Below are 23,364 nucleotides of genomic sequence, written 5' to 3' on the forward strand. Positions count from 1 at the left end.
ATCAGTTACAGCTTAAAATTACCAAAACCGAACTGCTGTAAATGTAGACAAATCTTGTTTAAAAAACAATTTGAACTTTCTATTGATAACTAACGTCTAAAAGAATAGTTGAATAAAGAGCAAACTTATTACAAACGCGATTTGGTTGAAACAAATTAACAAATTGTGATTAATTCTTTATTCAAACTTAATTAACAGGACTTTTAATTTATTTTAAGGAGTCATAACGGTACCAATGCCCACAGCTAAACTCAATCAAAAAAATGATAAAACCAACTACTCAGCAGATTTAGTCAGAACTTATCTGCATGAGATTGGTAGAGTACCGTTGTTAACCCACGAACAAGAAATTGTTTATGGGAAACAAGTGCAAAAAATGATGACCCTGTTAACTAAAAAAGAAAAATTGGAGCATAAACTAGGCAAAGAACTGAGTCTGAAGGAGTGGGCAAATCAAGTCAATCTGAGTGAAGCAGAACTTGACAGGGCGATAAAACAAGGACAACGGGCAAAAAGAAAAATGATCGAGGCGAATTTGCGCTTAGTAGTCGCGATCGCGAAAAAATATCAAAAGCGCAATATGGAATTTCTCGATTTGATTCAAGAAGGTAGTTTGGGTTTAGAACGAGGAGTAGAAAAATACGATCCTACTAAGGGTTATAAATTCTCTACTTACGCTTATTGGTGGATTCGTCAAGCGATCACTAGAGCGATCGCACAACAAGCTCGAACCATTCGTTTACCTATTCACATTACCGAGAAACTCAATAAAATAAAGAAAACTCAACGGGAACTTTCTCAAAAACTAGGACGTAGTGCCACTCCTGCGGAAATTGCCCAAGAGTTAGAGCTAGATACTGCACAAATTCGCGAGTATTTAAATGTAGCTCGTCAACCCATTTCTCTGGATGTGAGAGTTGGTGATAATCAGGATACAGAACTATCCGAACTCCTAGAAGACGAAGGAACATCTCCTGACAATTATGCTACTCAAGAATTATTGCGACAAGATTTGTTACATCTGATGGCAGATCTTACCCCTCAACAAAGAGAAGTTATTGCTCTGCGTTTTGGTTTAGAAGATGGTAAGGAACTATCACTTGCCAAAATTGGTCAGAGGATGAATCTTAGCCGAGAAAGAGTACGCCAGCTAGAACATCAAGCACTAGCTCAACTCAGAAGAAGAAGAGTTAACGTCCGCGATTATATCGCTAGTTAAATTTTTCTGAGCCAATTTGTAATTACCGATTGATAAGTCTTTTAGACAAAAAGTATCTATAAATCGGTTAAAAATTAAGAAAATCAACACCAACCCCTGCTAAATGTCCTAATATTTTAGCGGGGGTTCGTGGCACAATAAGCCTCATATTTAATTAATATTGTCTAGAAAGGTGTCGGCTAGACTAAAGATTATTTAAAAAGTGGTGTAGGAGTCGATAATGACACTATTAAATGAAACCTGGAATGGAAAAAATAATACAAATATCTCTTTGACTAGTAATAGTAGATTAAATGGGCTTGGTTCTGTTCCGAATGTAGAAGCAATTGAAGGCTGGTTAATTGATAAAATTGCGGAAATGTTGGCTCTAGAACCCAATCAGATAGATGTTCAACAAGAATTTAGTGAATATGGTTTGGATTCAGTAGAAGCGATTAATCTTTCAGGTGAGTTGGAAAATTACTTAGGCTGTCGTCTTTCGCCAACTCTGTTGTGGGATTATCCTAATATTGAAACTCTTGCTCAGTATTTAGCCGACACTACTACTGGCAATAAATCTAATTCAGCTAATTTCAATAACTCGATTGAGGAAGTTCAAGCAGACAATGGACGGAGTAGTTTCGATTCTCTCCCCCAAACAGAACCAGAAAAGCAATTAAATATTCCTCCAGAATATTATCGCTTTGAATCTTTTCCTGAATATCAAAAACTACAATTACAAATTCAACAAGTTGAGGCGTTAGGAAATGGCAATCCTTTCTTTATTCCTCAAGAACAAGTAGTTAATGATACAACCATTATTAATGGCAGAGAATTAATTAATTTTGCTACTTATAATTATATTGGGATGTGTGGCGATCGCGTTGTCTCTCAAGCAGCCCAAGATGCAATTGAACGCTATGGTACTTCTGCCTGTGCTAGTCGTCTTATTGCTGGAGAAAAACCAATTCATCGTCAATTAGAACAAGCGATCGCAGATTTTATTGGTAGTGAATCTAGTATTGTTTTTGTAGGTGGTCACGCTACTAATGTAACTACTATCGGTCATTTATTTGGCAATAACGATCTGATTTTGTATGATTCTCTCAGCCACAATAGTATTCTTCAAGGTTGTTTTCTGTCGGGAGCAAGTTTAGTTGCCTTTCCTCATAATGACTTTGCAGCTTTAGAAGAAATTTTGCGCGATCGCCGAGAACGTTATCAAAGGGTCTTAATTGCGATCGAAGGTGTTTATAGTACTGATGGTGACATTGCCAATCTACCTAAATTTATTGAGTTGAAAAAACGCTATAAAACTTTCTTAATGGTAGATGAAGCCCATTCGATTGGCACAATTGGTAAAACTGGGCGTGGAATCGGAGAATACTTTAATGTCAATCCCCACGATGTCGATCTGTGGATGGGTACTTTAAGCAAATCTTTTGCTAGTTGTGGCGGTTATATTGCTGGTTCTCACGCCTTGGTGGAATATCTTAAATATACTGCTCCTGGGTTTGTTTTTAGTGTGGGAATGTCGCCTCCCAATGCAGCAGCTACTTTAGCAGCAATTAATGTTTTAAAAGCCGAACCAGAAAGAGTAGCAATTCTACAAGCTAGAGCTAAATTATTTCTGGATTTAGCCAAAGAACGAGGATTAAACACAGGAATGAGCGAAAACTCTCCTGTTATTCCTATTATTGTGGGAGATTCTTTGAAGTCAATTCAACTTTCTCAAAATTTATTTAAACGGGGCATTAACGTTCCTTTTATGATTTATCCTTCTGTCCCTCAAAATGAGGCGCGTTTGCGGTTTTTTGTCACTTGCAATCACACAATCGCACAAATTCAGTTGACGGTAGATACTTTAGCAGAAGAAATCGCGAAACTTTAAACCAGATAGGTGGGCAATGCCCACCTTTTCAGTTATCAGTTATCAATTACCAATTACGAACCCATTTAATATCTTTATAAACAAGATGATACCAATTCTCAAAAGTATCTGGAGACTTAGTTGAGACTTATTCTTGACATATCGTCATTTCAGGTTTGTTATCTATCTAGCAATTTTTGATAAACGGTATGACTAGCAACTCAGGTTAATTACTCGATTAAAACAACCTGACGATCGCTTTTTTAACACAATTAATAAAAAGAAAGATCAATGTTTTCTAAATACGAACAATCTGAACTATCTCATAGCTAGGGTTTGCTTGCGATTTGGTGGAGGAAAAATGCGATCAATCTCCTTTAAATCTTCTTCTGTTAAATTAATATCCAAAGCTGCGCGGTTTTCCCTGACATGATTGAGATTGGTAGCTTTAGGAATAGAAATAACATTATCTTGTCTTAATAACCAATTCAAAGCGATTTGAGTTGGGGTAGCATGATGTTGTTTTGCGATCGCAGCTAACTTAGGATGGTTGATAAAAGCCTTTTGCTCTATAGGAGAATAAGCCATGATGGGAATGTGACGATCTTTGCACCAGGGTAATAAATCCCATTCAATACCGCGACGCATTAAGTTATAGAGAACTTGATTAGTAGCAATTACATCTCCTCCAGGTAAAGATAATGCCTCTTCCATATCATCGACATCAAAGTTACTGACACCGTAATCTAAGATTTTTCCTGCTTGTTTGAGATGTTGTAGTGCTTCTAAAGTTTCCGATAGAGGAATCGATCCGCGCCAGTGAAGTAAGTATAAGTCTATATAGTCTGTTTTGAGTCTCGATAAAGAGCGATTACAAGCTTTAATTACACCCTGGTAACTGGCATTGTAAGGATAAAATTTGCTGACTAAAAATACCTCTTCTCGACAATCAGAAATAGCCTCTGCTACTACCTTTTCTGCACCACCTTCACCATACATTTCCGCAGTATCAATTAAAGTCATTCCCAAATCTATTCCCAGACGCAGCGCATCGATTTCCGCTTGTTTTTGACTGGCTTTTTCCCCCATGCGCCACGTTCCCTGTCCGAGTATGGGTATTTCTCTTCCTGATGGTAGCTGTAGTGTTTTCATTATTTAGTTGCGAACGCCATTCTATTTTTGATTATGACGGGATTTTTGAAGAGGTGGAAAGGAGAGATCGCTACTTCTGATTCAGTATTCCTTTAGCAACCATTTCTTCAGCTAGCAATTTAGGAGAAACAACTAAGACATTCTCTACTCGTTTGCCAAACGGAAAGCCAAAATCTTTTTTATCTCCAGTAAGTAAATGGGTACATTTTTGCGCGATCGCTCCTCCTAAAATCGGAATATCTTTTGAATTTATTTCTACTGGTAAATTAAGCAATAGCTGATTAAGGGGTTTTTGATTGATGGTTAATAATCGCGATCGCCTTAAACAATCTTTCATTTAAAATAGATACAATGTAGATACAAACTAATTGTTAAAGTAAATATGTCAACAGTAGCCAAATGGGGAAATAGTCTAGCGATACGCATTCCCAAAAATATTGCCGACAAAATTAATTTAAAAGAAGGAACTGCTATTTCTATTGATGTTACTGATACCAACATTGTCATTACTCCCAAACAACCGAACTACACCCTTGAAGAATTACTCGCTGGAGCAAATAGTGAAGACTTTGAAGGAGAATATGATTGGGGAGAGCCAGTAGGTGAAGAAATCTGGGAGTAAACAATATATTCCGGACAGAGGCGATATTATTTGGCTAGATTTCAATCCTCAGATCGGACGTGAGCAAGCGGGACATCGCCCTGCTATTGTTATATCTCCGAAAAAGTTTAATTCTCTTTCTTCTCTGGTTTTTGTCTGTCCGATTAGTAGCAAAATTAAGGGATTTAGTTTTGAAGTTTTATTAACTGAACAGATGCAAACTAAAGGAGTTGTTTTAATTCATCACCTCAGAAGCGTTGACTGGAAAACTAGAGGAATTAAATTTGTGGAAACAGCACCTATCTCAATAGTTGAAGAAATATGTGCCAAGTTAAAGCCATTAATTTTCTAATCTTCTAATCCAAACATTCATCAATTCATTGACGAGTCACAAACGATCAAGGAATATCTACTCTGTAAAACTCATTGGTGAGTTAATTTGGATTTGGTTTGAGTAGTTTCTTGTCAATAGAATCAAAAAAACTTTTACTCTTTGCTATCTATGATGGAAGAGTTTAATTGGATTTCTAAATAATCTGCGATCGCTTTAGCAATACCTGGTTTGGAAATCATTTTCAGGGGTGGCGTTTGATTAGTAACTAAATAAGCAATTTGTTCGCCGTTGACACCTTTTTCATCGCCACGATTAGCTATTACTACTTGATAACCTTGATTTAATCGCGCGCGTGCTATCTCCATTAATTGTTCATGACTGATATTTTCCTGATACTTAAAAGTCACCATTTCAAGATGAGGAAATTTTGCTCTTACTTCGGCAATTACTTTAGCAGTAGGAACAAGATTAATAGTTTTTAAAACGCCACTAGGAATTTTGCCAGGAAAAACTGTTTCTGGTTGATAATCAGCTACGGCTGCGGAAAAAATACCGAAACGATAAAGTTTACTTGCTAATTCGGCTAGAACTTGTTCTCGATATTCTGCATAAGTATTAATAATTTGCTGAGGAAGAAAAGCAGGAGGCAAAAAACTACTTTTTCCGTGGATTAACTTAACATTTGCTCCTCGAAGATATAATTCTTGAGCAATTTCTATTCCAAGTTGACCAGTAAAACGATTAGTCAGAAGGCGAACATTATCAATCGGAACGGGTGTAGCTCCCCCTGTAACCAAAATTCTAATTCCTTGAAGAGATGAATTATTAACCGCTCGACACACTGCACTAACTATATCTTCTTCAGCAGGAAGATTATTTTTTCCATAATCAATCCGAGGTGGTATGATTTTGACTCCCATTGTTTGTAGCTGCTGAAGCGATTCAGTCAAAATTGAATTATGAAGACTACCATGCATAGTGGGAGCAAGTAAAATTTGGGTTTTTCCCCTCTCCATCCTGCCAATTGCTGAACCTAAAGTAGAACTAATTACTCCATCAGCAATCCCATAGCGCATTTTATTAATCGTATTATAAGTAGCTGGAGCAACTAAATAGGCAGCAAAAGGATCAGCATCGCTCAAATGTTCGGCAGCAGCAGTTAATTTTGTAACGACTGGATTAGTAGTACTCCACTCTAAAGTATCAATGGTAGTATATCTAAGAGCTTCAAGAGAAGCAAAAGCAACGACATCAGCACCCTGACGACGTAAAGCACGGGCAACAAAGGGTGCTTTCATGGCAGCAATGCTACCAGTAATTAATAAAGCAATTCTTTTTCCTTGGAGATGAGTTCCTGCTAAAGATATTTCCCTATCACCTAAATCCGATTCTGGTGGCGGACTAAAATCCCAATCTCTCATTAATTTCTAGTTCAGAAGTTTTTTATATAGTAAGGATAATTGATGAATTACCCCTACCGATTTCAAACGCATAATTTTAGATTGATAATTGTTTGCGATCGCTTTACCTAAAAATCAAGCGACTTTACTGGGTTGACGATAAGTAATTGATTTAGTTAATTGATTATTAATTTGTTCGCGGACAATTTCACGATATTCGGCAAAGTGTTCTAAATAGGCGCAGACAATCAGATAAAAAGGAAGCAAGCGAATATTATGCAGCATAATTCCTACTAAGTTACGCCAAAATTTCCAGCGTGTCGGACGAAGAATTCCCTGTCGCCAAAACAAAGTTAAAATTGCTGAAACAGCTTTGGAATCTAAACGACGTTTACCCGAATGTTTGGGAACCCCTAACTTCATAAAATAGCGATAAACCCGATCGAGATAGCGTTCTGGCTCGTAAAGTTGCCAAAAACCGTTAATATACTCTTGGGCAATTTCTTCCATCGGGCGAGTAGGAATAAAATTCATTAAAGTAGTTTGATTGATATTTGCCCCTTGATCGAGTAATCTTCCTTCTTTTTCTAAGCGATGCCAAAGCGCAGTATGAGGTAACGCCTGTAACATACTAAACATTGCCATCGGAATAGCTGTCTGTTCGACAAAACGTACAATGCGATCGCCTGCCCCTGGTTTTTCCCCATCAAAACCAATGATAAAACCTGCCATCACTTGCAATCCTGCCCTAGTAATTTTATCTACTGATTCACTAAGAGGATCGCGGGTATTTTGAAATTTTTGAGTCAAAGCTAAACTATTTTCATCGGGCGTTTCAATTCCGAGAAAGACTTTTTTAAAGCTGCAATCGACCATCAATTCCATTAATTCGGGATCTTGTGCCAAATCAACCGAAGCTTCTGTATCAAAACTAAAAGGATAGTCTTTAGCTTGCATCCATACTTTTAATTCTTTTAATAACAATTTGACATTGCGTTTATTGCCAATGAAGTTATCATCGACCATAAATACACCACCACGCCAACCCAGATTGTAGAGATGTTCTAATTCGCTCAATAATTGCTGTGGAGTTTTTGTCCGAGGTTTTCTACCATACAGAACGATGATGTCACAAAATTCGCACTGAAAAGGACAGCCCCGTGAAAACTGAACTGACATATTATCATAAGCATCAAATTCTAATAAATCGTACCGAGGTATGGGCGTTTTCGTAACGTCAGCTTTTTCAGGAGTTCTAAAGATACCTTTGGTTTCCCCTTGTTCGATTGCTTCGACAAACATCGGCAGGGTAATTTCCCCTTCATCTAGCACTAAATAATCTGTTCCTACTGCTTCTACTTCTTCGGGTGATGTGGTAGCATAAGGCCCTCCTACAGCTACTGGTTTTCCTCTTTTTTTAGCTTCTTTGATTTGAGTTAATAAATCTTCTTTCTGAACAATCATGCCAGAAATAATGATTAGTTCTGCCCAATCCCATTCTGAATCGCTAACTGAGCGAATATTTCGATCTACTAGTTTAAGTTCCCATTCTTGAGGCAAAATTGCTGCTACGGTAATTAATCCTAGGGGTGGTAGTAATACTTTACGATCTACTAAACGTAGGGTTTTTTCAAAAGACCAAAAACTTTTAGGAAATAACGGATAAATCAATAAAACTCTCATAAATAATTAAGTGTATGATGTTAACCAATAGATTAAAGTCATTTCAATTTAATTTGTTGTTAAAAGCTTATAACTTAAGAAAATATTTGTTTTTGGTTGGTCGCGCAGCGCGCCTTCGGCTGATGATGACGCGTCATCATCGGGGTTGAGACCTACGGTAGTGCGCTTCGCTTATGTTAATGGTTGATTATTCGTCCCTAATAATTAGTAATTAGTAATTAGTAATTAGTAACTGGTCACGGATAACTGTATTTAGGTGTATCTAATCAATTTAAGAATTGCTATAACTAAATTATTTTACAATCTAAATTTTCATTTTTTTGTAGATATTGATTTTTAAAGTTACATTAATTTTTAGTAAATTGACAACAATTATTTTTATTTAAACAATCAATTAAATAAATTTTATGAACCTTAAAAATAAAAGTTTGATCATACGTCCAGAAACTACTTTAGACTATGAAAGTATTTCAATAGTTAATGATTTAGCCTTTGGACAACAAAACGAAGCTAAACTAATAGATAAAATTCGTAACAGCGATCGCTATATTTCTGAACTATCTTTAGTAGCCGAACTAGAGCATAAAATCATTGGTTATATAATGTTTAGTTGGATTGATTTAGTAGCAGAAAAAAACCTTAAAGTTTTGGCTTTAGCACCCCTTGCCGTCTTACCACAATCTCAAAATCAAGGAGTAGGTAGCGCGCTGGTAAACCAAGGGTTATTAATTGCAGATAACCAAAATATACCCTTAGTAATTGTGTTAGGACATCCTAACTTTTATGCAAAATTTGGCTTTGAACCATCACTAAAGTATAACATTGAATCGCCTTTTGAGATTCCGAAAGAAGTATTTATGGTCAAACTCCTCAAAAGCTATCAACAAGATACTTGTGGTAAAGTAGTTTATCCTTCAGCTTTTAATGATTTATAAATTAAAACAAGAAGTTATACATCTTTGTCTATGACTTGAATAGGTTTAAATCTAATGCTAACTAAGAGTTGTTAGTTAAATAATCACAAGTTTTAGTCAGTTTGTTAAGTTTTCTTTACAAAAAATAGTTAAGATATTGAGTAATAATTATCAAAAAAAGATGCTCAACCTAGGTATAATTAAGCATCTTAAGTAAAACTTATGGTATTAACAAGAAATTTAAACTATTCTAATTGTCTAGTTATAGTTATTTTCTTGTAATACTAAATATACGGGTAAAGTTTTTACCTAACTAAAAAATATTGAAGCTAAAAATCATTTTGATAGGGGTTTTTTTATGGAAATTAATGACTTAACTCTATGGACAATCATTTTATTTAATGCAGGATTTTGTTTGTTTTTGCCTAGAATCGTGACGTTAAATTGGTCAAAAGTTTTTACTACTAAACCTAATTCAGCCAGCAACTAATTGAATTATCACTTCATCTTTGAAATAACTTTTTGGTTAATGCATCAAAACTGAATCTTAATTGTTTTCTGGTACAGTCTGTCCAAGTTTAGGTTCTGTACCTGCCATTAAACGTTGAATATTACTGGTGTGACGGATAATAACATAAATACCGGCGATCGCGGAAAAAACTAAATATGGTATTGGTTGATGAAGTAAAATCATGATCAGATTAACTGCGATCGCTCCTGTAATTGAACTGAGAGAAACAATCCGAGAAATTGCTAACATTATTCCAAACGCAGACAAAGTACCTAAAGCTACTAAAGGATTCATCACTAATAACACTCCCAAAGCAGTAGCAACAGATTTTCCACCAGTAAATTGCAGCCAAATCGATTTACTATGACCGATTAAAGCAGCCAAAGCAGAAACAACAATTAACCAAGGCTGCCAACTTGCGGGTACAATTTCAATAGAAGCATAGTAATAAAATAATTTAACTAATAAAATCGCGACCGCACCTTTAAGTAGATCGATGATTAAAACTGCGATTGCTGCTTCTTTACCAACACTTCTAAGTACGTTAGTCGCACCAGTACCACCAGAACCATATTCACGGATATCAATTCCTTTTAGATAACGTCCAGCTAAATAACCAGTAGGAATTGAACCTAATAAATAAGCAACAATTACAAACAACCCACCCACAATGATAGAATTCATCATAATTTTTGTATCATTTAGCAATTACCAAAGATAAATTATCAACTATTTAAGTAACTGAAGAATTAGGAATTTTCTATTTTTTGCCCAAGCAACTCTTAAGAATTGAAAATTTCTGGTTGAATCCTTGGTAACCTAAATGATGTAACTTAATATTTTTAAATTTAAATTTTTACAAAAAGTGCCAGATAACTATTATTTTGCTCCCATGGGCTGGCATGATTTGCTTTTTCGTTTAGGTATTGCTTTAATTGTTGGTACGATTATTGGTTTGGAAAGAGAAAGCAAGAATAAACCTGCTGGTCTAAGAACTAATATGTTAGTTTGTTTTGGCTCGGCTTTATTAGTTCTTGTTCCGATTGAAATTGGTGCAGCCCAACAAAATTTAGATGTTTTAGGTCGAATTATTGCTGGAATTATTACTGGTATTGGTTTTATTGGGGGAGGAACAATTTTACGGGAATCTAAAGTTAAGGGTTTGACTTCTGCTGCTACGATTTGGATGTCTTGCGTTCTGGGGATTACCATTGGTTGTGGTTTATGGTTATTAGGATTGGGGGGAGCTTTAGTAACTTTTATAATTTTGTCTGTTTTTTCTAAATGGGAAGATTATCTCTAGAATTGCAAATTAGTCTTAATTTTGTCGGGTTTTGCGCTTGATAATCCACGAGCCAGTCATAATAATGAGTGCCACAATGACAATAGTAGAAATTGGCCCAAGAAACTTTTTCACTTGCTCGTAATTTTCCCCTAATAAATATCCTGCATAGGTTAACAAACTCACCCAAACAGCAGTCCCAATAGTTGAATAGATTAGAAAAGTCCAGAAAGACATTCTATTAATTCCAGCAGGTACAGAAATATAAGTGCGAATTCCTGGAACAAGTCGACCCAAACCTGTGGCTAAATTACCTCGACGATCAAACCATTGTTTGGCTTGGAGAACATCTTCACCAGAAACAGTTAACCACTGACCGTATTTATCAGCCAGAAATTGAATTCGCTTCAAGCCTAAACGTTTACCTAAATAATACCAAGGTAACGCGCCTAAAATTGAACCAATTATTCCTGCACCAACTACATGAGCAAAGTCTAGTTTACCTTGGGTGACGACAAACCCTGCTAGGGGCATAATTAGCTCAGAAGGAATAGGTGGAAAAACGTTTTCTAGAAACATTAAAAATCCAATCCCAAAATAGCCAAGAGAGTTAACTGTATTTACAATCCATTCAAGCATGAGTTTTTTATGTGATTGTTTTGTAGGGATGTAGAGACAACCGATTCATCTCTCCCCTGAAAGGGTATTTTAACCGTAGACAATATGTTTGCTCTTCTTAAAAAAGAGAGACTACATATATACAGAAAATTGACAAGTATAGCAGTACAAAGAAAGATTAGGACATTATTGTAAATCGTAGGGGCGTTCTTGCCAATCGCCCTGACAAGATTTGCGTGTCCTAACCTAAATACGTAGTGTTATAGTTAGGATAATTAAATTTTTGTCTAAATTAATCAAATAAAACTGAAATATTTGCCCAATTTTTAGCGAAATTAACTATAAAATTGTGGTTTTTTCCTTCTTGCTCTAATCCGAATCAAAAGCTTCTTCTTTGACTTCTGGTTGTTGGTGAAGAATCTCTTGATGGTTAATTCCCGCTTTAGCACCTGCCACTAACAAAGCTACTTCCATCGGATCGCCAATTACCTTGTTTTCTTGTCGATCCTGTTCATGGGGTAAGACAGCATTGTTACACAACACGGCAACTTCTAAAAGTGCTTTGAGGGTTTCTTGGGAATCAGGTTCAATTCTGTTACCTTCTAAATTAAATTCCCCTTGGGCTGCCAATCCTTCTCCCGTAACTTCAATCCTGCCTTGAGCCACTGCAATTTCTGTCACTGTCATGCGGTTCTCGGTTAAAGTACCTGTTTTATCAATAAAAACACACTAGTTGCTCCCAAGGTTTCTACCGCAGAAAGACGATTAATTAAAGCATTACGTTTTGCCATGCGCCACATTCCTCGTGCCAAGGCAACCGTTGCCACAATCGGTAATTCTTCTGGTACAGCGGCCACCGACAGTGCGATCGCTGTTTCAACCATGACATATAAATCTCTACCACCAAGAGTTCCCACTACAACTATAACAGTCGCGATCGCAAGTGTAATCCAAATTAACCTGCGTCCCAAACTATCGAGTCGTTTTTCTAAAGGAGTAACTTCTTCTTCTGCTTCGGCAGTAAGGGAAGAAATATGACCTAATTCAGTATCCATCCCAATTGCCACAACTACTCCTTCCCCCGAACCTCTAGTAATTGCCGTGCCTTTAAACAACATATTGGTGCGCTCGGCAAGAGGTAATTCTCGTTTGAAGAAGAACTAGCTACCTCTAAATTGATTGGGTTGGCTTTGGTAGACATAAGTTTGGGCCTATTATTTCAGAACTAGATCATTCCCAGATCCATACCTGTATAGGGATATTTAGTTGGTGCATAGTAAATGTTCCAGTCTCTAATCAGCCGATTTTGTAAAATAGCTTCTGCTTTCTTGACCTCGCTTTCAGTTCCTTCCAACATCACCACATAGTTACCTTGGGAAAGCAGATCTTTGTAGTATTGAGCTTGATCTTCAGGTAAACCCCAACCTACCAATGCTCCAATCACACCACCGCCTGCTGCACCAACACCACTACCTAATAAAGTGTTGGCTAAGACAATTCCTACTTCGGCTGCTGCACCAAGTCCTGGAATTGCCACTACACCTAAACCTCCCAACAAACCTAAAAAACTACCAATTAAAGTACCACCAGTAGCTCCTGCGATCGCACCTTCTTGAACTTGTTGCTCAACTGAACTTACTTCTTTTCCACCCATAGGCTCTTGCGAATCAGCATTTTGAGCAATCACAGAAATTTTATCCATGTTGAAACCTGAATCTCTCAATTCTATAAGAGCAATTTCAGCATGTTCACGAGTAGGAAAAGTACCGAGCGCGTGTTGATATTGTTCACTAGCCATTATTGTTTTCTCTTCAATTAATTCTGTTTCAATTTTGCTCTTCCAATTATGAATAAATCATCTTTCTGTAGAGGTAAAAACTGAACCCCAGAATAATTATGAGAGAAAGTTTTTAGAAGTAAACTATTTGGACTTTTGTTGAAAGCGATCGCTCTTATTCGACCAATAGTCAGCGCATTCGATAGATTCGGTTGTCGAAACTCTGGATGGATGTAATGCACATTTAAGATAGGGATTATGAGAAAAAAACCGACAATTTTTACAAGTAGTTTGCTCGTCAGTTTCAAACAATGAACGGTCTTTAATTTTAGTTAAATTAATTTTTCGATAAAAGCCGAGTATCGCTGCTAATACCAATAAACCTCCAGGAATTACGATTAATGCTGCTGGTGGAACAGCCAAATTTTCACCGGTATTTCTATTGATATTGCTTGGTTCGCTAATAACTGCTTCTTGTTTACTTTGGGGATTAGGAATATTTAAAAATTGATAATTCATGATTTACACAATTTAACTCTATTTAAGAAATTATCAAAAAGTTAATCTCAATTTATTTGCTATATTGATTTGTTAAAAAATTGATTTTTAATATTCAATCTTTAATAATATTTTATTTAAAATACAAATTATTCTTCTTTTAAGACTGACTAGTTGTTAATATTTTGTTTTATTGCTATCATTTTTTATTTTAAACAAAAATGTCAAGGAACAAATCAACAACGACAAAAAATTTATTTTTTCTTAATTTATCATATAAATATTAAAAAATAAAACGATTTTTCTCTGACAAAAGTATTAAAATATTTTTAGTTTAAATCTAACTTAAGATATATTTTTTTAGACACGATTTTTTTTTATATTAACAATAATAAATTTCAATTGCAGTTCAAATACAAAATCAAAATTACATCATATTAAAACTTGATTCTCAAGTAATTAAATTTTTTAAATAGCAACTAGAGGTATTGCCAAGATGCAAACTAATGAACGTCGTCCTACTCCTGAAGATATTCCTGGTCAAAAATTAGATTATCCTGCCTCTCAAAGAGAGATGACACCTCAACCCGATAGCGATCTTTCTAACTACAGTCCAGCAAATAAATTGTCAGGAAAAGTTGCCATCATTACTGGTGGAGACTCGGGAATTGGAAGAGCAGTGGCGATCGCTTATGCAATGGAAGGCGCAGAAGTTGCTATTTTCTATAATGAAAATGATCAAGATGCTCAAGATACCAAAAAGATGGTCAAGGAAATTGGCAATAAAGACTGTCTTGTTCTCAAAGGTGATGTTCGTAACTATGAAGACTGCCAAACTGCCATCCAACAAGTTATAGACCGCTTTGGCAAACTTAATATTTTGGTTAATAATGCTGCTTATCAAATGACTCAGCAAAAATTTGAAGACATTTCTTTAGAACAGTTTCGTCGCACGATGGAAACTAATGTATTTGGTTATTTTTATATGGTCAAAGCAGCCCTTGCTCATTTACAAGCAGGAGATGTAATTATTAACACAGGTAGTATTGTCGGTAAAATGGGTAAAGGAATGCTAGTTGATTATGCTACTTCAAAAGGTGCGGTACATACCTTTACAAAATCTCTCGCTTTAAATTTAGGCGATCGCGGTATTCGAGTTAATTCTGTAGTTCCAGGACCAGTTTGGACTCCTAATATTCCTGCTACTATGCCAATAGACAAAGTAGATAATTACGACACCGATGGCATTCTTAAACGAGCAGCACAACCAGAAGAACTTGCACCAGCTTACGTTTTCCTAGCTTCTTCAGATAGTAGTTTTGTAACTGGTGCATTATATGACGTTACTGGCGGACAACTAGCTGCTTAAGGCGATCGCAATTGTTGAATTTTTTGATTCAATTTCTCTGCGGAACTGAGTAATTGAGTTTGTGCGACCGCAGTTTGTTCTCCTGAGGCTAACCATTTCAGATTAACTGTCTGATTTACTGCCTCTGCATCTCCAATTACTAAACAAGCTACTGCACCACTGCGGTCTGCTCGTTTAAACTGTTTACCAAAAGCACTACCACTTAAATCTAATTCCACCGTAAAATTAAGACTACGTAGTTTTTGGCTTAAAACCAAAGCCTGTGCTTCTGCTTGTTTACCTCTAGAAATTAAATAAAAATCAGGTTGATGAACAGGTGCTTGTTGTAACTGTTTAAGCAGTAAAACCAGCCGTTCCATCCCAATTGCCCAACCCACAGCAGGAGTATCAGGGCCATTTAATTCGGCAACTAAACCATCGTAACGACCACCACCACAAACAGTTGCTTGCGCCCCTAAATCATCTGATTTTATTTCAAAGGCAGTGTGAGTGTAGTAGTCTAAACCTCTAACTAAACAGTGATTAATTTGATACTCAATCCCCAAATCAGTTAGTAACTGTTGAACGGTATCGAAGTGTCTTTTAGATTCATCTCCCAAATGCTCGATAATTTTAGGAGCATTTTGAGCTATTTTTTGAGTTTTCTCATCCTTACTATCTAAAATTCTTAAGGGGTTACGAGTTAAACGGTCTTGAGAATCTTGGTCTAACTCCTGCTTGTAAGGAATCAAATAATGAACTAAAGCCTCTCGATAGTTTTGACGATCCTCACCATTACCGACCGAATTGAGATCGAGTTTTAAACTTTTTAAGCCTAAACTTTGTAGTAAATCAGTAGCCAAAGCAATTACTTCTACATCAGCGCGAGGAGAAGAACTACCCAACAACTCCAAACCAATCTGATGAAACTGTCGCTGACGACCAGCTTGAGGACGTTCATATCGAAACATAGCCCCAGTGTACCAAAGACGTTGTACTCCACCTTGGGCATAAAGATTATTCTCAATAAAAGAGCGTACTACTCCTGCTGTACCTTCAGGACGAAGCGTAATCGATTTATCGCCACCTCTGCTGGTAAAAGTGTACATTTCTTTCCCCACTACATCGGTCGCTTCACCAATTCCTCTCTCAAATAAATCAGTTTGCTCAAAAATAGGAGTCCGAATTTCTTGATAAACCGCCTTGGCAAGAATTTCTCTAGCTTTATCTTCGATTAACTGCCAATAACCAACTTCTTCAGGCAGTATATCTTTTGTTCCTCTTAATGCTTGAATTGCTCCCATTTTTTTCAGTTATCAGTAAACAGTTATTCAGTAGGGGCGTATAAACTCTGGAAGAAAACTCCAGAGACAGCCTCTTGCGAACCGCCGTTCGCCCGTACCTCAGTTATCAGTATCTCAAGAACTACGGATTTTAATTCAAATTAGCTCTAATTCAATTGATGTCCAGTCAGTTTGACAAATATATCTTCTAAATTAGAATCACGTACCATGACACCCGTTTTATCAGGTAAAGAATCGAGATATTGATTTGCTTGAGCTACAGTAGGGAAAAATTGATAATCAATGCGGTCGCCTTGTTGTTTAACCACAATAGCTTTACCATAATGGAAACGAAACTGCTCAAGTGTACCTAATTCAATTAGTTTACCTCGATCCATAATCCCAATGCGATCGCATAAAAATTCTACTTCCTCCATATAGTGAGTAGTCAATAGAATAGTCATACCCTGCTGATTAAGATCTTGAATGATTTCCCAGAGACGACGACGAGTTTGTGGATCTAACCCTACTGTCGGTTCATCTAAAAACAGAACACTTGGTTGATGAAGTAAAGCTCTAGCAATCTGTAAACGGCGTTTCATCCCACCAGAAAGAGTTTTGACTAAAGCATCTTTTTTATTTTCTAAGGCGACATATTCTAACCAGCGATTGATTCTTTGCTGTCTTTCGGGGTTAGGGATATGATGCATTCGCCCATGAAACTCTAAATTTTCCCAAACCGAAAGCTCTCCATCTACACTAAGTTGTTGTAAAACAACACCAATGTTTCGCTTGACTAAAGTTGAATGATGCGTTATATCATAACCAGCTATTTGAATTTTACCCTTACTAGGTTTGGAGAGAGTAATTAACATTTTAATCGTAGTAGATTTTCCCGCTCCATTTGGTCCAAGTAGACCAAATATTTCTCCTTTTTTAATTGAAAAAGAAAGATTATCAACTACAGATACTTGATTATAAATTTTATAAACGTTTTCTAAAGCAACGGCCGTCATTGATCTGCTTAATTTTTATATTTTTAAGTTAGATTACAACAAGACAATGTTATGATTTTGCCAACCATATTTATTTAATTCAAACTACTAATAACTAATGTAAATTAATCAGTTAATCAAGTTAATCAAAAATCACATTATCTAAATCGTCTTCTATTGGTTCAATTTCTGTTAAAGTTTGCCAGCCAGCTTGCCAGAGAGAACGATCTTTTAATTGTAGAGCATTAATCCAAAAACGAGTTTGAGGATCGCAAGAAGCTACCATTTCAGCAAAAATCCATTTACCTCGATTTTGTCGATTGATAACTTGAAAATGCCTCCAACCCCAGGTTTTTTGGTTTGCTGTCCACTTAGAACCAAGTAAATAAGGGAACTTTTGTTTTTGTTTTTTCGACATTTTAACTTCTAGCAATAATAATGATAATCTAGTCGCAATAATGTATTTTACTAATTGTGATCTTTTTATGAAGATAAACTCTGTTGTTCAACAATTATTTATAAATCAAGTGTATCAAGTCCCTGCACTCGCAGTAGCTTTATTACTATCGGCTCAATTAACTCCAGCAATTGCTCAAGAAAATACAACTTTATCTCCAAATGGTAATAGTAGTAATACAGGAGCAACAACTAATTCTTCTTCAAGTGGCAATTCTAATTTTTCAGTTAGTGAAACTGATTATACCCTTGGCGCGGGTGACCAAATTAGATTAGATATTTTTCAAGTTGCAGAATATAGTGGTGAATATCCAGTTTTAGTAGACGGAACAATTAGTCTTCCTTTAGTAGGCAGAGTTAATGTTAGTGGTTTAACTCTTAAAGAAACATCTGAATTAGTTTCTGAAAAATATAAACTTTATTTAAAACGTCCTGTAGTTACTGTTGGTTTGCTTGCTCCTCGCCCCCTCAAAATCGGAGTTTCGGGAGAAGTAGATAATCCTGGTTCTTACGAGTTTGCTCTTAGTACAGAAAACAACAAATTTCCTTCTGTTACTGACATGATTGAACAAGCTGGAGGTATTACTACTTTAGCCGACGTTCGTAACGTTCAAGTTAAAAGAACTATCCAAGGTAGAGAAACTACTTTTAATTCCGATTTGTGGGCTTTATTAACTCAAGGTAGATTAAATCAAGATATATCGCTACGCGATGGAGATACGATTTTTATTCCAACTGTAGCAGAAATTAATTCTGACGAACTAAATAGATTATCTCAAGCGAGTTTTGGTCTACAAACCGACCAACCAATTAAAGTTGCTGTAGTAGGGGAAATTTATCGTCCTGGTTCTTATACAGTTCAACCAGAAAAATTAGCTAATAATAGTAATACTCAAAGTGCCAAGGAAGGTTCTGTACCTCCTAGACTTACTCAAGCAATTGGCGTAGCAGGAGGAATTAAACCTTTAGCGAATGTAAAGGAAGTACAGGTAAAACGTAAAGCTTGGGATGGGACAGAAAAACTCATTGCTGTAGATCTATGGAGTCTAATCCAAGAGGGTAGCTCGGGTCAAGACGTTATTCTTCAAGAAGGAGATACTATCGTTATTCCTCAAGCTGAGCAACTAGCTGCAGAAGATTCAGAACAATTAGCTGCTGCTAGCTTTTCTCCTGGAGCAATCAAAGTTAATGTTGTAGGTGAAGTTGCTACTCCAGGGCCAGTAGAAGTTCCACCCAATACCCCATTAAACCAAGCGATCTTAGCAGCAGGTGGCTTTAATAATCAACGTGCTAAGACAGGCAATGTGGAATTAGTTAGACTTAACCCTAACGGTACAGTCACCAAACGTCAAATTCAAGTAGATTTTGCTAGTGGCATTAATGATGAAAATAATCCTACTTTGAGAAATAATGACGTTGTTGTAGTTAGTCGTTCGGGATTGGCTAAGGTAGGTGATACTGCCGGTTCTATATTTAATCCTATTGGGGGAGCTTTAGGTGTTTTAAGATTTATGTTTGGGTTCTAAAAACCTTTTCTATCAAATTATGCTGCTCTTACTCTGACATAATTATTAGAGCAGCATTAAATCAAGTTCAATATCCTGAAAGATTCCGTGTTGTGAGGAATATCAATAATGCAAAATGCGGGCTCTGATCGCTCTGTTTATCTCAATAAAATCAATGGCAATGGTCATGGCAATGGTAATTATTTATATTCTATGCCTCCTGTCATCGATAATACTGCGATTGAAGAAAATGAAGACAGTATCGATCTGCGTCAACTTTTAAACGTAGTTAAACATCGTTTACGCCTAATTACTGCTGTAACACTTGGAGTTACAACTCTAACCGCTCTGTGGACATTTACTCAAGAACCTAAGTATCGTGGTAGTTTTCAAGTTCTAGTAGAACCAGTTACTAACGAACAAAGAGGAGAAAATTCCTTAGAAAATCCTCTAACTATTTTGGGGGGAGAATGGCAAGGCTTGGATTACGATACTCAAATTGAAGTCTTGCGTAGTCCAAACGTAATGACTCCGATCGTTAATACTTTAGAGCAAAAATATCCTGAAATTACTTACGATGAATTAATTAGGGAAAATAGATCTCCCTTAAAAATTGAGCGGATCGACGAAACTAAAATTTTAGAGATATCTTATACTGACCCTGATCCTCAAAAAATTCAATTTGTTTTAAATAATCTATCTCAAGCTTATTTAACTTATTCCTTAGAAGAAAGAAGAGTCGAAGTTAAACAAGGAATCGAGTTTGTTAAACAACAATTACCTGGAGTTAGAGCTAGAGTAGATGAGTTACAGGAAAAACTACAAAACTTTCGCCAAAAATATAATCTTCTCGATCCCCAGCAACAAGCAAGTCTTTTATCCAGAAATTTAGTTGATTTTGAAGAAAAGTTTTTTGAAGTCAAAACTAAACTTAATGAAACTAGATCTTTATACGCTAATTTACAGAGACAAATTGGCTTAGAACCCAATCAGGCGATCGCTGGTAGCTATTTAAGTGAATCTCCTCGTTATCAAAACTTACTAAACGAATTACAACAAGTAGAAGTAGAATTAGCCAAAGAATCGGCTCGTTTTCAACCAGCCAACCCGGTAGTTCAAGCTCTTGAAGACAAACGACAAGAGTTACTTCCTTTATTGCAACAAGAAGCAATTAGGGTTTTGGGAGATAAATTTTCTCAAGACATCCAAGATTCTTCTTCTTTAGCTTCTCCTAGTAGTCTTCGCTTAGAATTAAATAAGCAGTTTATTAATACAGCTAATGAGATTGAAACGTTGGAATTGCGTGAACAAGCATTACAACAAGCGATCGCACAATTAAATGGCTTAACTAAACAAATGCCTGTGATTGCTCGTCAATACACCGATATACAACGTCAACTAATTGTTGCGACAGAAAGTTTAAACCGTTTTCTAGAAGCAGAAGAAAAACTTCAACTCCAAGCTGCTCAACAAGCTTTACCTTGGCAATTAATCGCTAAACCTTTACTAGAAGAAAATCCTGTTTCTCCTAATCCTCCTCGTAATCTAGCATTAGGTTTAATTGGCGGAATTTGTCTAGGATTAGGTGCTGCTTTACTGGCAGAACGTTTAGATCCTGTTTTCCACGACACAGAAGAATTAAAAGATGCTGTTAAATTACCACTCTTAGGTTCTATTCCTTTACAAAAAGAATTAAAACCTCTTGAATTATTGACAACAGCAGAAACTAAACCAGTCGGTTTACCTCAGTTGCAAATTGGTGATAGTGTTCTCAATTTAACCTCTCAAACTGAAGAAAAAGCAACTTCAAGAGGTCAACGTAATTGGTATAATGCCTCTCCGTTTTTAGAAGCATTTCGTTCTCTCAGTACCAATATTAAACTATTAGGTTCCGATAGTCCGATTAATTCAATTGTAATTAGTTCTTCAATTCCTTCTGAAGGTAAATCAACGATTTCTTCTCATCTTGCTCAAGCAGCAGCAGCAATGGGACAAAAAGTCTTGTTAATCGATGCTGATTTACGTCGTCCTCAAGTTCATCGCTGGATGGGATTAGAAAACAAAGACGGATTAAGCAATGTCTTGGCAACTGGTTTAGATGTCAACGCAGCTATTCAAAAAGTTCCTCATTGGGATAATTTATCTGTTATGACAGCAGGAGATATTCCTCCAGATCCAACTCGCTTGCTCTCTTCTAAACGGATGCAAGATTTGATGGAACAATTAAAAAATGAAGGTCAATACGATTTTATTATTTATGATACTCCTCCAATTCTAGGATTTGCTGATGGAAGAATTCTGGCTGGTCGTACTAATGGAGTAGTATTAGTCATCAGAATGAATAAAACTGACCGCTCTTTACTGAAACAAAACATTGATAATTTGAAAATGTCTAATTTCCCAGTTTTGGGAATTATAGCCAATCAGGTTAATCGTAGTTCTAATGGTTCTTACTACTATCATCATTATTACGCGGAGCGAGACGAATCAAACAGTTAGAAGTTATGTGATTGGTGGGAAAAGACAGGAGGAAAAGACAAGTTAGAAGCAAGTAAGTTTATTTAGACCGATTAACGGACTCGATCTAAAACTCTGTCCTCGCTAAATGCGAACTCAATCAAACACTCGCTCTCCAGAACATTAACAACAGGCGTTGATGAGTTTGTCTTTTCCAAAAAATGTGCAATTGAGCTACGCATAAGTTTACTATTAATTGTAAAGATATATTGCAATTTTTGCTTCAGGGCAAATAGATCAGTAAAGTCGTGGATACAACAATTATTTCTTCTACTTTCCTACTAACCATATTAATGACAGTAGGATTATTTTTCTTTATTCGAGCTTCGGTTAAAGACCGTACTAAAAAAATTCAATTTTTATCAACTGAATCAGAGGAAATTTTATGGCAAAAATTACAACAATACTTTGAAACAAGAGCTTATCGAGTAATTGATTGGAATCAAGAACAAAAACAAGTTACCTTAGAAGGCTTTGTGCAGCCTAGTTGGTTTTTAGCAATTTTTTTGACAATTCTAGCTGGGATAGGATTATCTTGTCTGGCGTTAGTAATTTTCTGGGTTTATCCCACTGTAGGTAATTTAGTTTGGGGACTCATTATTTTAGCGCCCCTTGCAGGTATTTTTTATTGGCAAAAAGCAGGAAGATTAGAACAGGTTTCCTTATCAATCCAAACAGATTTAAAGTTGAAACCAAACCAATCAAATCTTTTAACCGTAACTGCTCATCGAGATGAATTACTTCAATTGCAACAGAATTTATCTTTGCAACTAGTTGAGTAATATACCTTAGTACTAAAAATAGAGACGCTTTAATTATTAACAACGTCTCTATTAGTTTTATAAAAAAAGACCAATTGATTGAGAATATCTCTCAACGACTGCTGGTAACTGCAACAGTTTTTTTCTTATCTTGTTCTTTAATTTCTAAAGATTGCAAACTAGGGAAAAGAAAATGATTTTCCTCAACATATTGCGCACCAAATAAACCTTTTTCTGCCCAAAAGTATCGATCTGTGGTATGCTCGTTTCTTCTGACTACTAATAAAGCTGGAGGAGCAATCCCCAAAGAGGCAATATATTTACGAGCTGCTGTTACTGGTTTATCATTGCCACTTTCAATATTATAATGAGGGACTAGCTCTAAAATTTTACGTCCTTCTTGACGACGGCGGCTTTTACGTTTACGTTTTCTTGCCAACCCAGCACCTCCTATTTTTACCCTAAAACCTGTATTTATAGTTACAAAACCCGAGCAAATTGTATCGTGATAAGCAAAAAAAATCAACTATCTAAACGTCTCGATTAAGCCAAGGCAATTGTTGTAATATCTCAAGGTAGTTTAATCTTTTGACATACTAACGAACCTCAAAAAAAAGATATAAAAATTAATAAAGCTTAGTTGAAGTTCCCTCAAATTATT

The 23,364-nt window shown here is 36.1% G+C and carries 22 protein-coding genes and 1 pseudogene; 10 read left to right on the forward strand and 13 right to left on the reverse strand.

From position 1 onward, the window contains the following. Window positions 1-235: 235 nt before the first annotated feature. Together STA7437_RS00390 and STA7437_RS00395 are read left to right on the forward strand one after the other, a co-directional pair. Complete coding sequence (locus STA7437_RS00390) at window positions 236-1,219, forward strand: RNA polymerase sigma factor, RpoD/SigA family (protein WP_015191376.1); 984 nt, start codon at window positions 236-238, stop codon at window positions 1,217-1,219. 220 nt (window positions 1,220-1,439) lie between these two features. Beyond that, the gene (locus STA7437_RS00395; protein WP_015191377.1) at window positions 1,440-3,089 is read left to right on the forward strand and encodes an aminotransferase class I/II-fold pyridoxal phosphate-dependent enzyme; all 1,650 of its coding nucleotides are present in this window, start codon (window positions 1,440-1,442) and stop codon (window positions 3,087-3,089) included. A 297-nt stretch (window positions 3,090-3,386) separates the two neighbouring features. On the opposite strand, the gene STA7437_RS00400 is transcribed toward STA7437_RS00395, so the two are convergent. Both STA7437_RS00400 and STA7437_RS00405 read right to left on the reverse strand, forming a co-directional pair. Further along, window positions 3,387-4,220 (reverse strand): aldo/keto reductase, encoded by an 834-nt coding sequence (locus tag STA7437_RS00400; protein ID WP_015191378.1) that lies wholly within the window; start codon window positions 4,218-4,220, stop codon window positions 3,387-3,389. Between the two features lie 70 nt (window positions 4,221-4,290). Then, window positions 4,291-4,557 carry a hypothetical protein gene (locus STA7437_RS00405; RefSeq protein WP_015191379.1) on the reverse strand — a complete coding sequence of 89 codons (267 nt, stop codon included), beginning with the start codon at window positions 4,555-4,557 and terminating at the stop codon, window positions 4,291-4,293. A gap of 45 nt (window positions 4,558-4,602) precedes the next feature. On the opposite strand from STA7437_RS00405, the gene STA7437_RS00410 reads away from it, so the two are divergent. Continuing rightward, the gene (locus STA7437_RS00410) at window positions 4,603-4,842 is read left to right on the forward strand and encodes an AbrB/MazE/SpoVT family DNA-binding domain-containing protein (protein WP_015191380.1); all 240 of its coding nucleotides are present in this window, start codon (window positions 4,603-4,605) and stop codon (window positions 4,840-4,842) included. Then, window positions 4,823-5,173 (forward strand): type II toxin-antitoxin system PemK/MazF family toxin, encoded by a 351-nt coding sequence (locus tag STA7437_RS00415; protein ID WP_015191381.1) that lies wholly within the window; start codon window positions 4,823-4,825, stop codon window positions 5,171-5,173. Before STA7437_RS00410 ends, STA7437_RS00415 begins: the two co-directional genes overlap by 20 nt. Window positions 5,174-5,307: 134 nt before the next feature. Here the strand turns inward: STA7437_RS00415 and coaBC are convergent, their stop codons facing one another. Both coaBC and STA7437_RS00425 read right to left on the reverse strand, forming a co-directional pair. Then, window positions 5,308-6,576 carry a bifunctional phosphopantothenoylcysteine decarboxylase/phosphopantothenate--cysteine ligase CoaBC gene (gene coaBC, locus STA7437_RS00420; RefSeq protein WP_015191382.1) on the reverse strand — a complete coding sequence of 423 codons (1,269 nt, stop codon included), beginning with the start codon at window positions 6,574-6,576 and terminating at the stop codon, window positions 5,308-5,310. A 114-nt stretch (window positions 6,577-6,690) separates the two neighbouring features. Then, window positions 6,691-8,238 carry a B12-binding domain-containing radical SAM protein gene (locus tag STA7437_RS00425; RefSeq protein WP_015191383.1) on the reverse strand — a complete coding sequence of 516 codons (1,548 nt, stop codon included), beginning with the start codon at window positions 8,236-8,238 and terminating at the stop codon, window positions 6,691-6,693. A 407-nt stretch (window positions 8,239-8,645) separates the two neighbouring features. Here STA7437_RS00425 and STA7437_RS00430 point away from each other — a divergent pair, with 407 nt between their 5' ends. Continuing rightward, the gene (locus tag STA7437_RS00430; protein WP_015191384.1) at window positions 8,646-9,173 is read left to right on the forward strand and encodes a GNAT family N-acetyltransferase; all 528 of its coding nucleotides are present in this window, start codon (window positions 8,646-8,648) and stop codon (window positions 9,171-9,173) included. A gap of 526 nt (window positions 9,174-9,699) precedes the next feature. Here the strand turns inward: STA7437_RS00430 and plsY are convergent. After that, the gene (plsY, locus tag STA7437_RS00435) at window positions 9,700-10,350 is read right to left on the reverse strand and encodes a glycerol-3-phosphate 1-O-acyltransferase PlsY (RefSeq protein ID WP_015191386.1); all 651 of its coding nucleotides are present in this window, start codon (window positions 10,348-10,350) and stop codon (window positions 9,700-9,702) included. Window positions 10,351-10,528: 178 nt separating this feature from the next. On the opposite strand from plsY, the gene STA7437_RS00440 reads away from it, so the two are divergent. Beyond that, window positions 10,529-10,966 (forward strand): MgtC/SapB family protein, encoded by a 438-nt coding sequence (locus STA7437_RS00440; RefSeq protein WP_015191387.1) that lies wholly within the window; start codon window positions 10,529-10,531, stop codon window positions 10,964-10,966. Between the two features lie 15 nt (window positions 10,967-10,981). On the opposite strand, the gene STA7437_RS00445 is transcribed toward STA7437_RS00440, so the two are convergent. The 4 genes and pseudogenes from STA7437_RS00445 to STA7437_RS24555 form a co-directional block, all read right to left on the reverse strand. After that, window positions 10,982-11,584, reverse strand: a complete 603-nt coding sequence (locus STA7437_RS00445; RefSeq protein ID WP_015191388.1) for a DedA family protein — start codon at window positions 11,582-11,584, stop codon at window positions 10,982-10,984. 351 nt (window positions 11,585-11,935) lie between these two features. Beyond that, window positions 11,936-12,708, reverse strand: a pseudogene (locus STA7437_RS27600) (HAD-IC family P-type ATPase); the annotation flags it as partial. An 80-nt stretch (window positions 12,709-12,788) separates the two neighbouring features. Then, window positions 12,789-13,361: a general stress protein gene (locus tag STA7437_RS00460; protein ID WP_015191389.1), complete on the reverse strand. Its 573-nt coding sequence runs from the start codon at window positions 13,359-13,361 to the stop codon at window positions 12,789-12,791. A 123-nt stretch (window positions 13,362-13,484) separates the two neighbouring features. Continuing rightward, window positions 13,485-13,859, reverse strand: a complete 375-nt coding sequence (locus STA7437_RS24555; protein WP_015191390.1) for a hypothetical protein — start codon at window positions 13,857-13,859, stop codon at window positions 13,485-13,487. 475 nt (window positions 13,860-14,334) lie between these two features. Between STA7437_RS24555 and STA7437_RS00470 the strand changes: the two genes are divergently transcribed. Next, complete coding sequence (locus STA7437_RS00470; RefSeq protein WP_015191391.1) at window positions 14,335-15,207, forward strand: SDR family oxidoreductase; 873 nt, start codon at window positions 14,335-14,337, stop codon at window positions 15,205-15,207. Here STA7437_RS00470 and hisS read toward each other — a convergent pair. The 3 genes from hisS to STA7437_RS00485 form a co-directional block, all read right to left on the reverse strand. Further along, window positions 15,204-16,490, reverse strand: a complete 1,287-nt coding sequence (gene hisS / locus STA7437_RS00475) for a histidine--tRNA ligase (RefSeq protein ID WP_015191392.1) — start codon at window positions 16,488-16,490, stop codon at window positions 15,204-15,206. The genes STA7437_RS00470 and hisS overlap by 4 nt on opposite strands. A 146-nt stretch (window positions 16,491-16,636) precedes the next feature. Then, window positions 16,637-17,485 (reverse strand): ABC transporter ATP-binding protein, encoded by an 849-nt coding sequence (locus STA7437_RS00480; protein WP_015191393.1) that lies wholly within the window; start codon window positions 17,483-17,485, stop codon window positions 16,637-16,639. 121 nt (window positions 17,486-17,606) lie between these two features. After that, window positions 17,607-17,882, reverse strand: a complete 276-nt coding sequence (locus STA7437_RS00485; protein ID WP_015191394.1) for a TIGR02450 family Trp-rich protein — start codon at window positions 17,880-17,882, stop codon at window positions 17,607-17,609. A 67-nt stretch (window positions 17,883-17,949) separates the two neighbouring features. Between STA7437_RS00485 and STA7437_RS00490 the strand changes: the two genes are divergently transcribed. From STA7437_RS00490 to STA7437_RS00500, 3 genes are all read left to right on the forward strand, one after another. Next, window positions 17,950-19,446 (forward strand): SLBB domain-containing protein, encoded by a 1,497-nt coding sequence (locus STA7437_RS00490; RefSeq protein ID WP_041619636.1) that lies wholly within the window; start codon window positions 17,950-17,952, stop codon window positions 19,444-19,446. Between the two features lie 108 nt (window positions 19,447-19,554). Then, entirely contained in the window at window positions 19,555-21,924 is a 2,370-nt protein-coding gene (locus tag STA7437_RS00495) for a GumC family protein (protein WP_015191396.1), read from the forward strand. A gap of 266 nt (window positions 21,925-22,190) precedes the next feature. Beyond that, the gene (locus tag STA7437_RS00500; protein WP_015191397.1) at window positions 22,191-22,724 is read left to right on the forward strand and encodes a cofactor assembly of complex C subunit B; all 534 of its coding nucleotides are present in this window, start codon (window positions 22,191-22,193) and stop codon (window positions 22,722-22,724) included. 91 nt (window positions 22,725-22,815) lie between these two features. Here STA7437_RS00500 and STA7437_RS00505 read toward each other — a convergent pair whose 3' ends face one another. Beyond that, entirely contained in the window at window positions 22,816-23,142 is a 327-nt protein-coding gene (locus STA7437_RS00505; protein WP_041619638.1) for a DUF3155 domain-containing protein, read from the reverse strand. Window positions 23,143-23,364: the final 222 nt, after the last annotated feature.

The organism is Stanieria cyanosphaera PCC 7437, from assembly GCF_000317575.1.
In the GTDB taxonomy this organism is placed as follows: Bacteria; Cyanobacteriota; Cyanobacteriia; order Cyanobacteriales; family Xenococcaceae; genus Stanieria; species Stanieria cyanosphaera.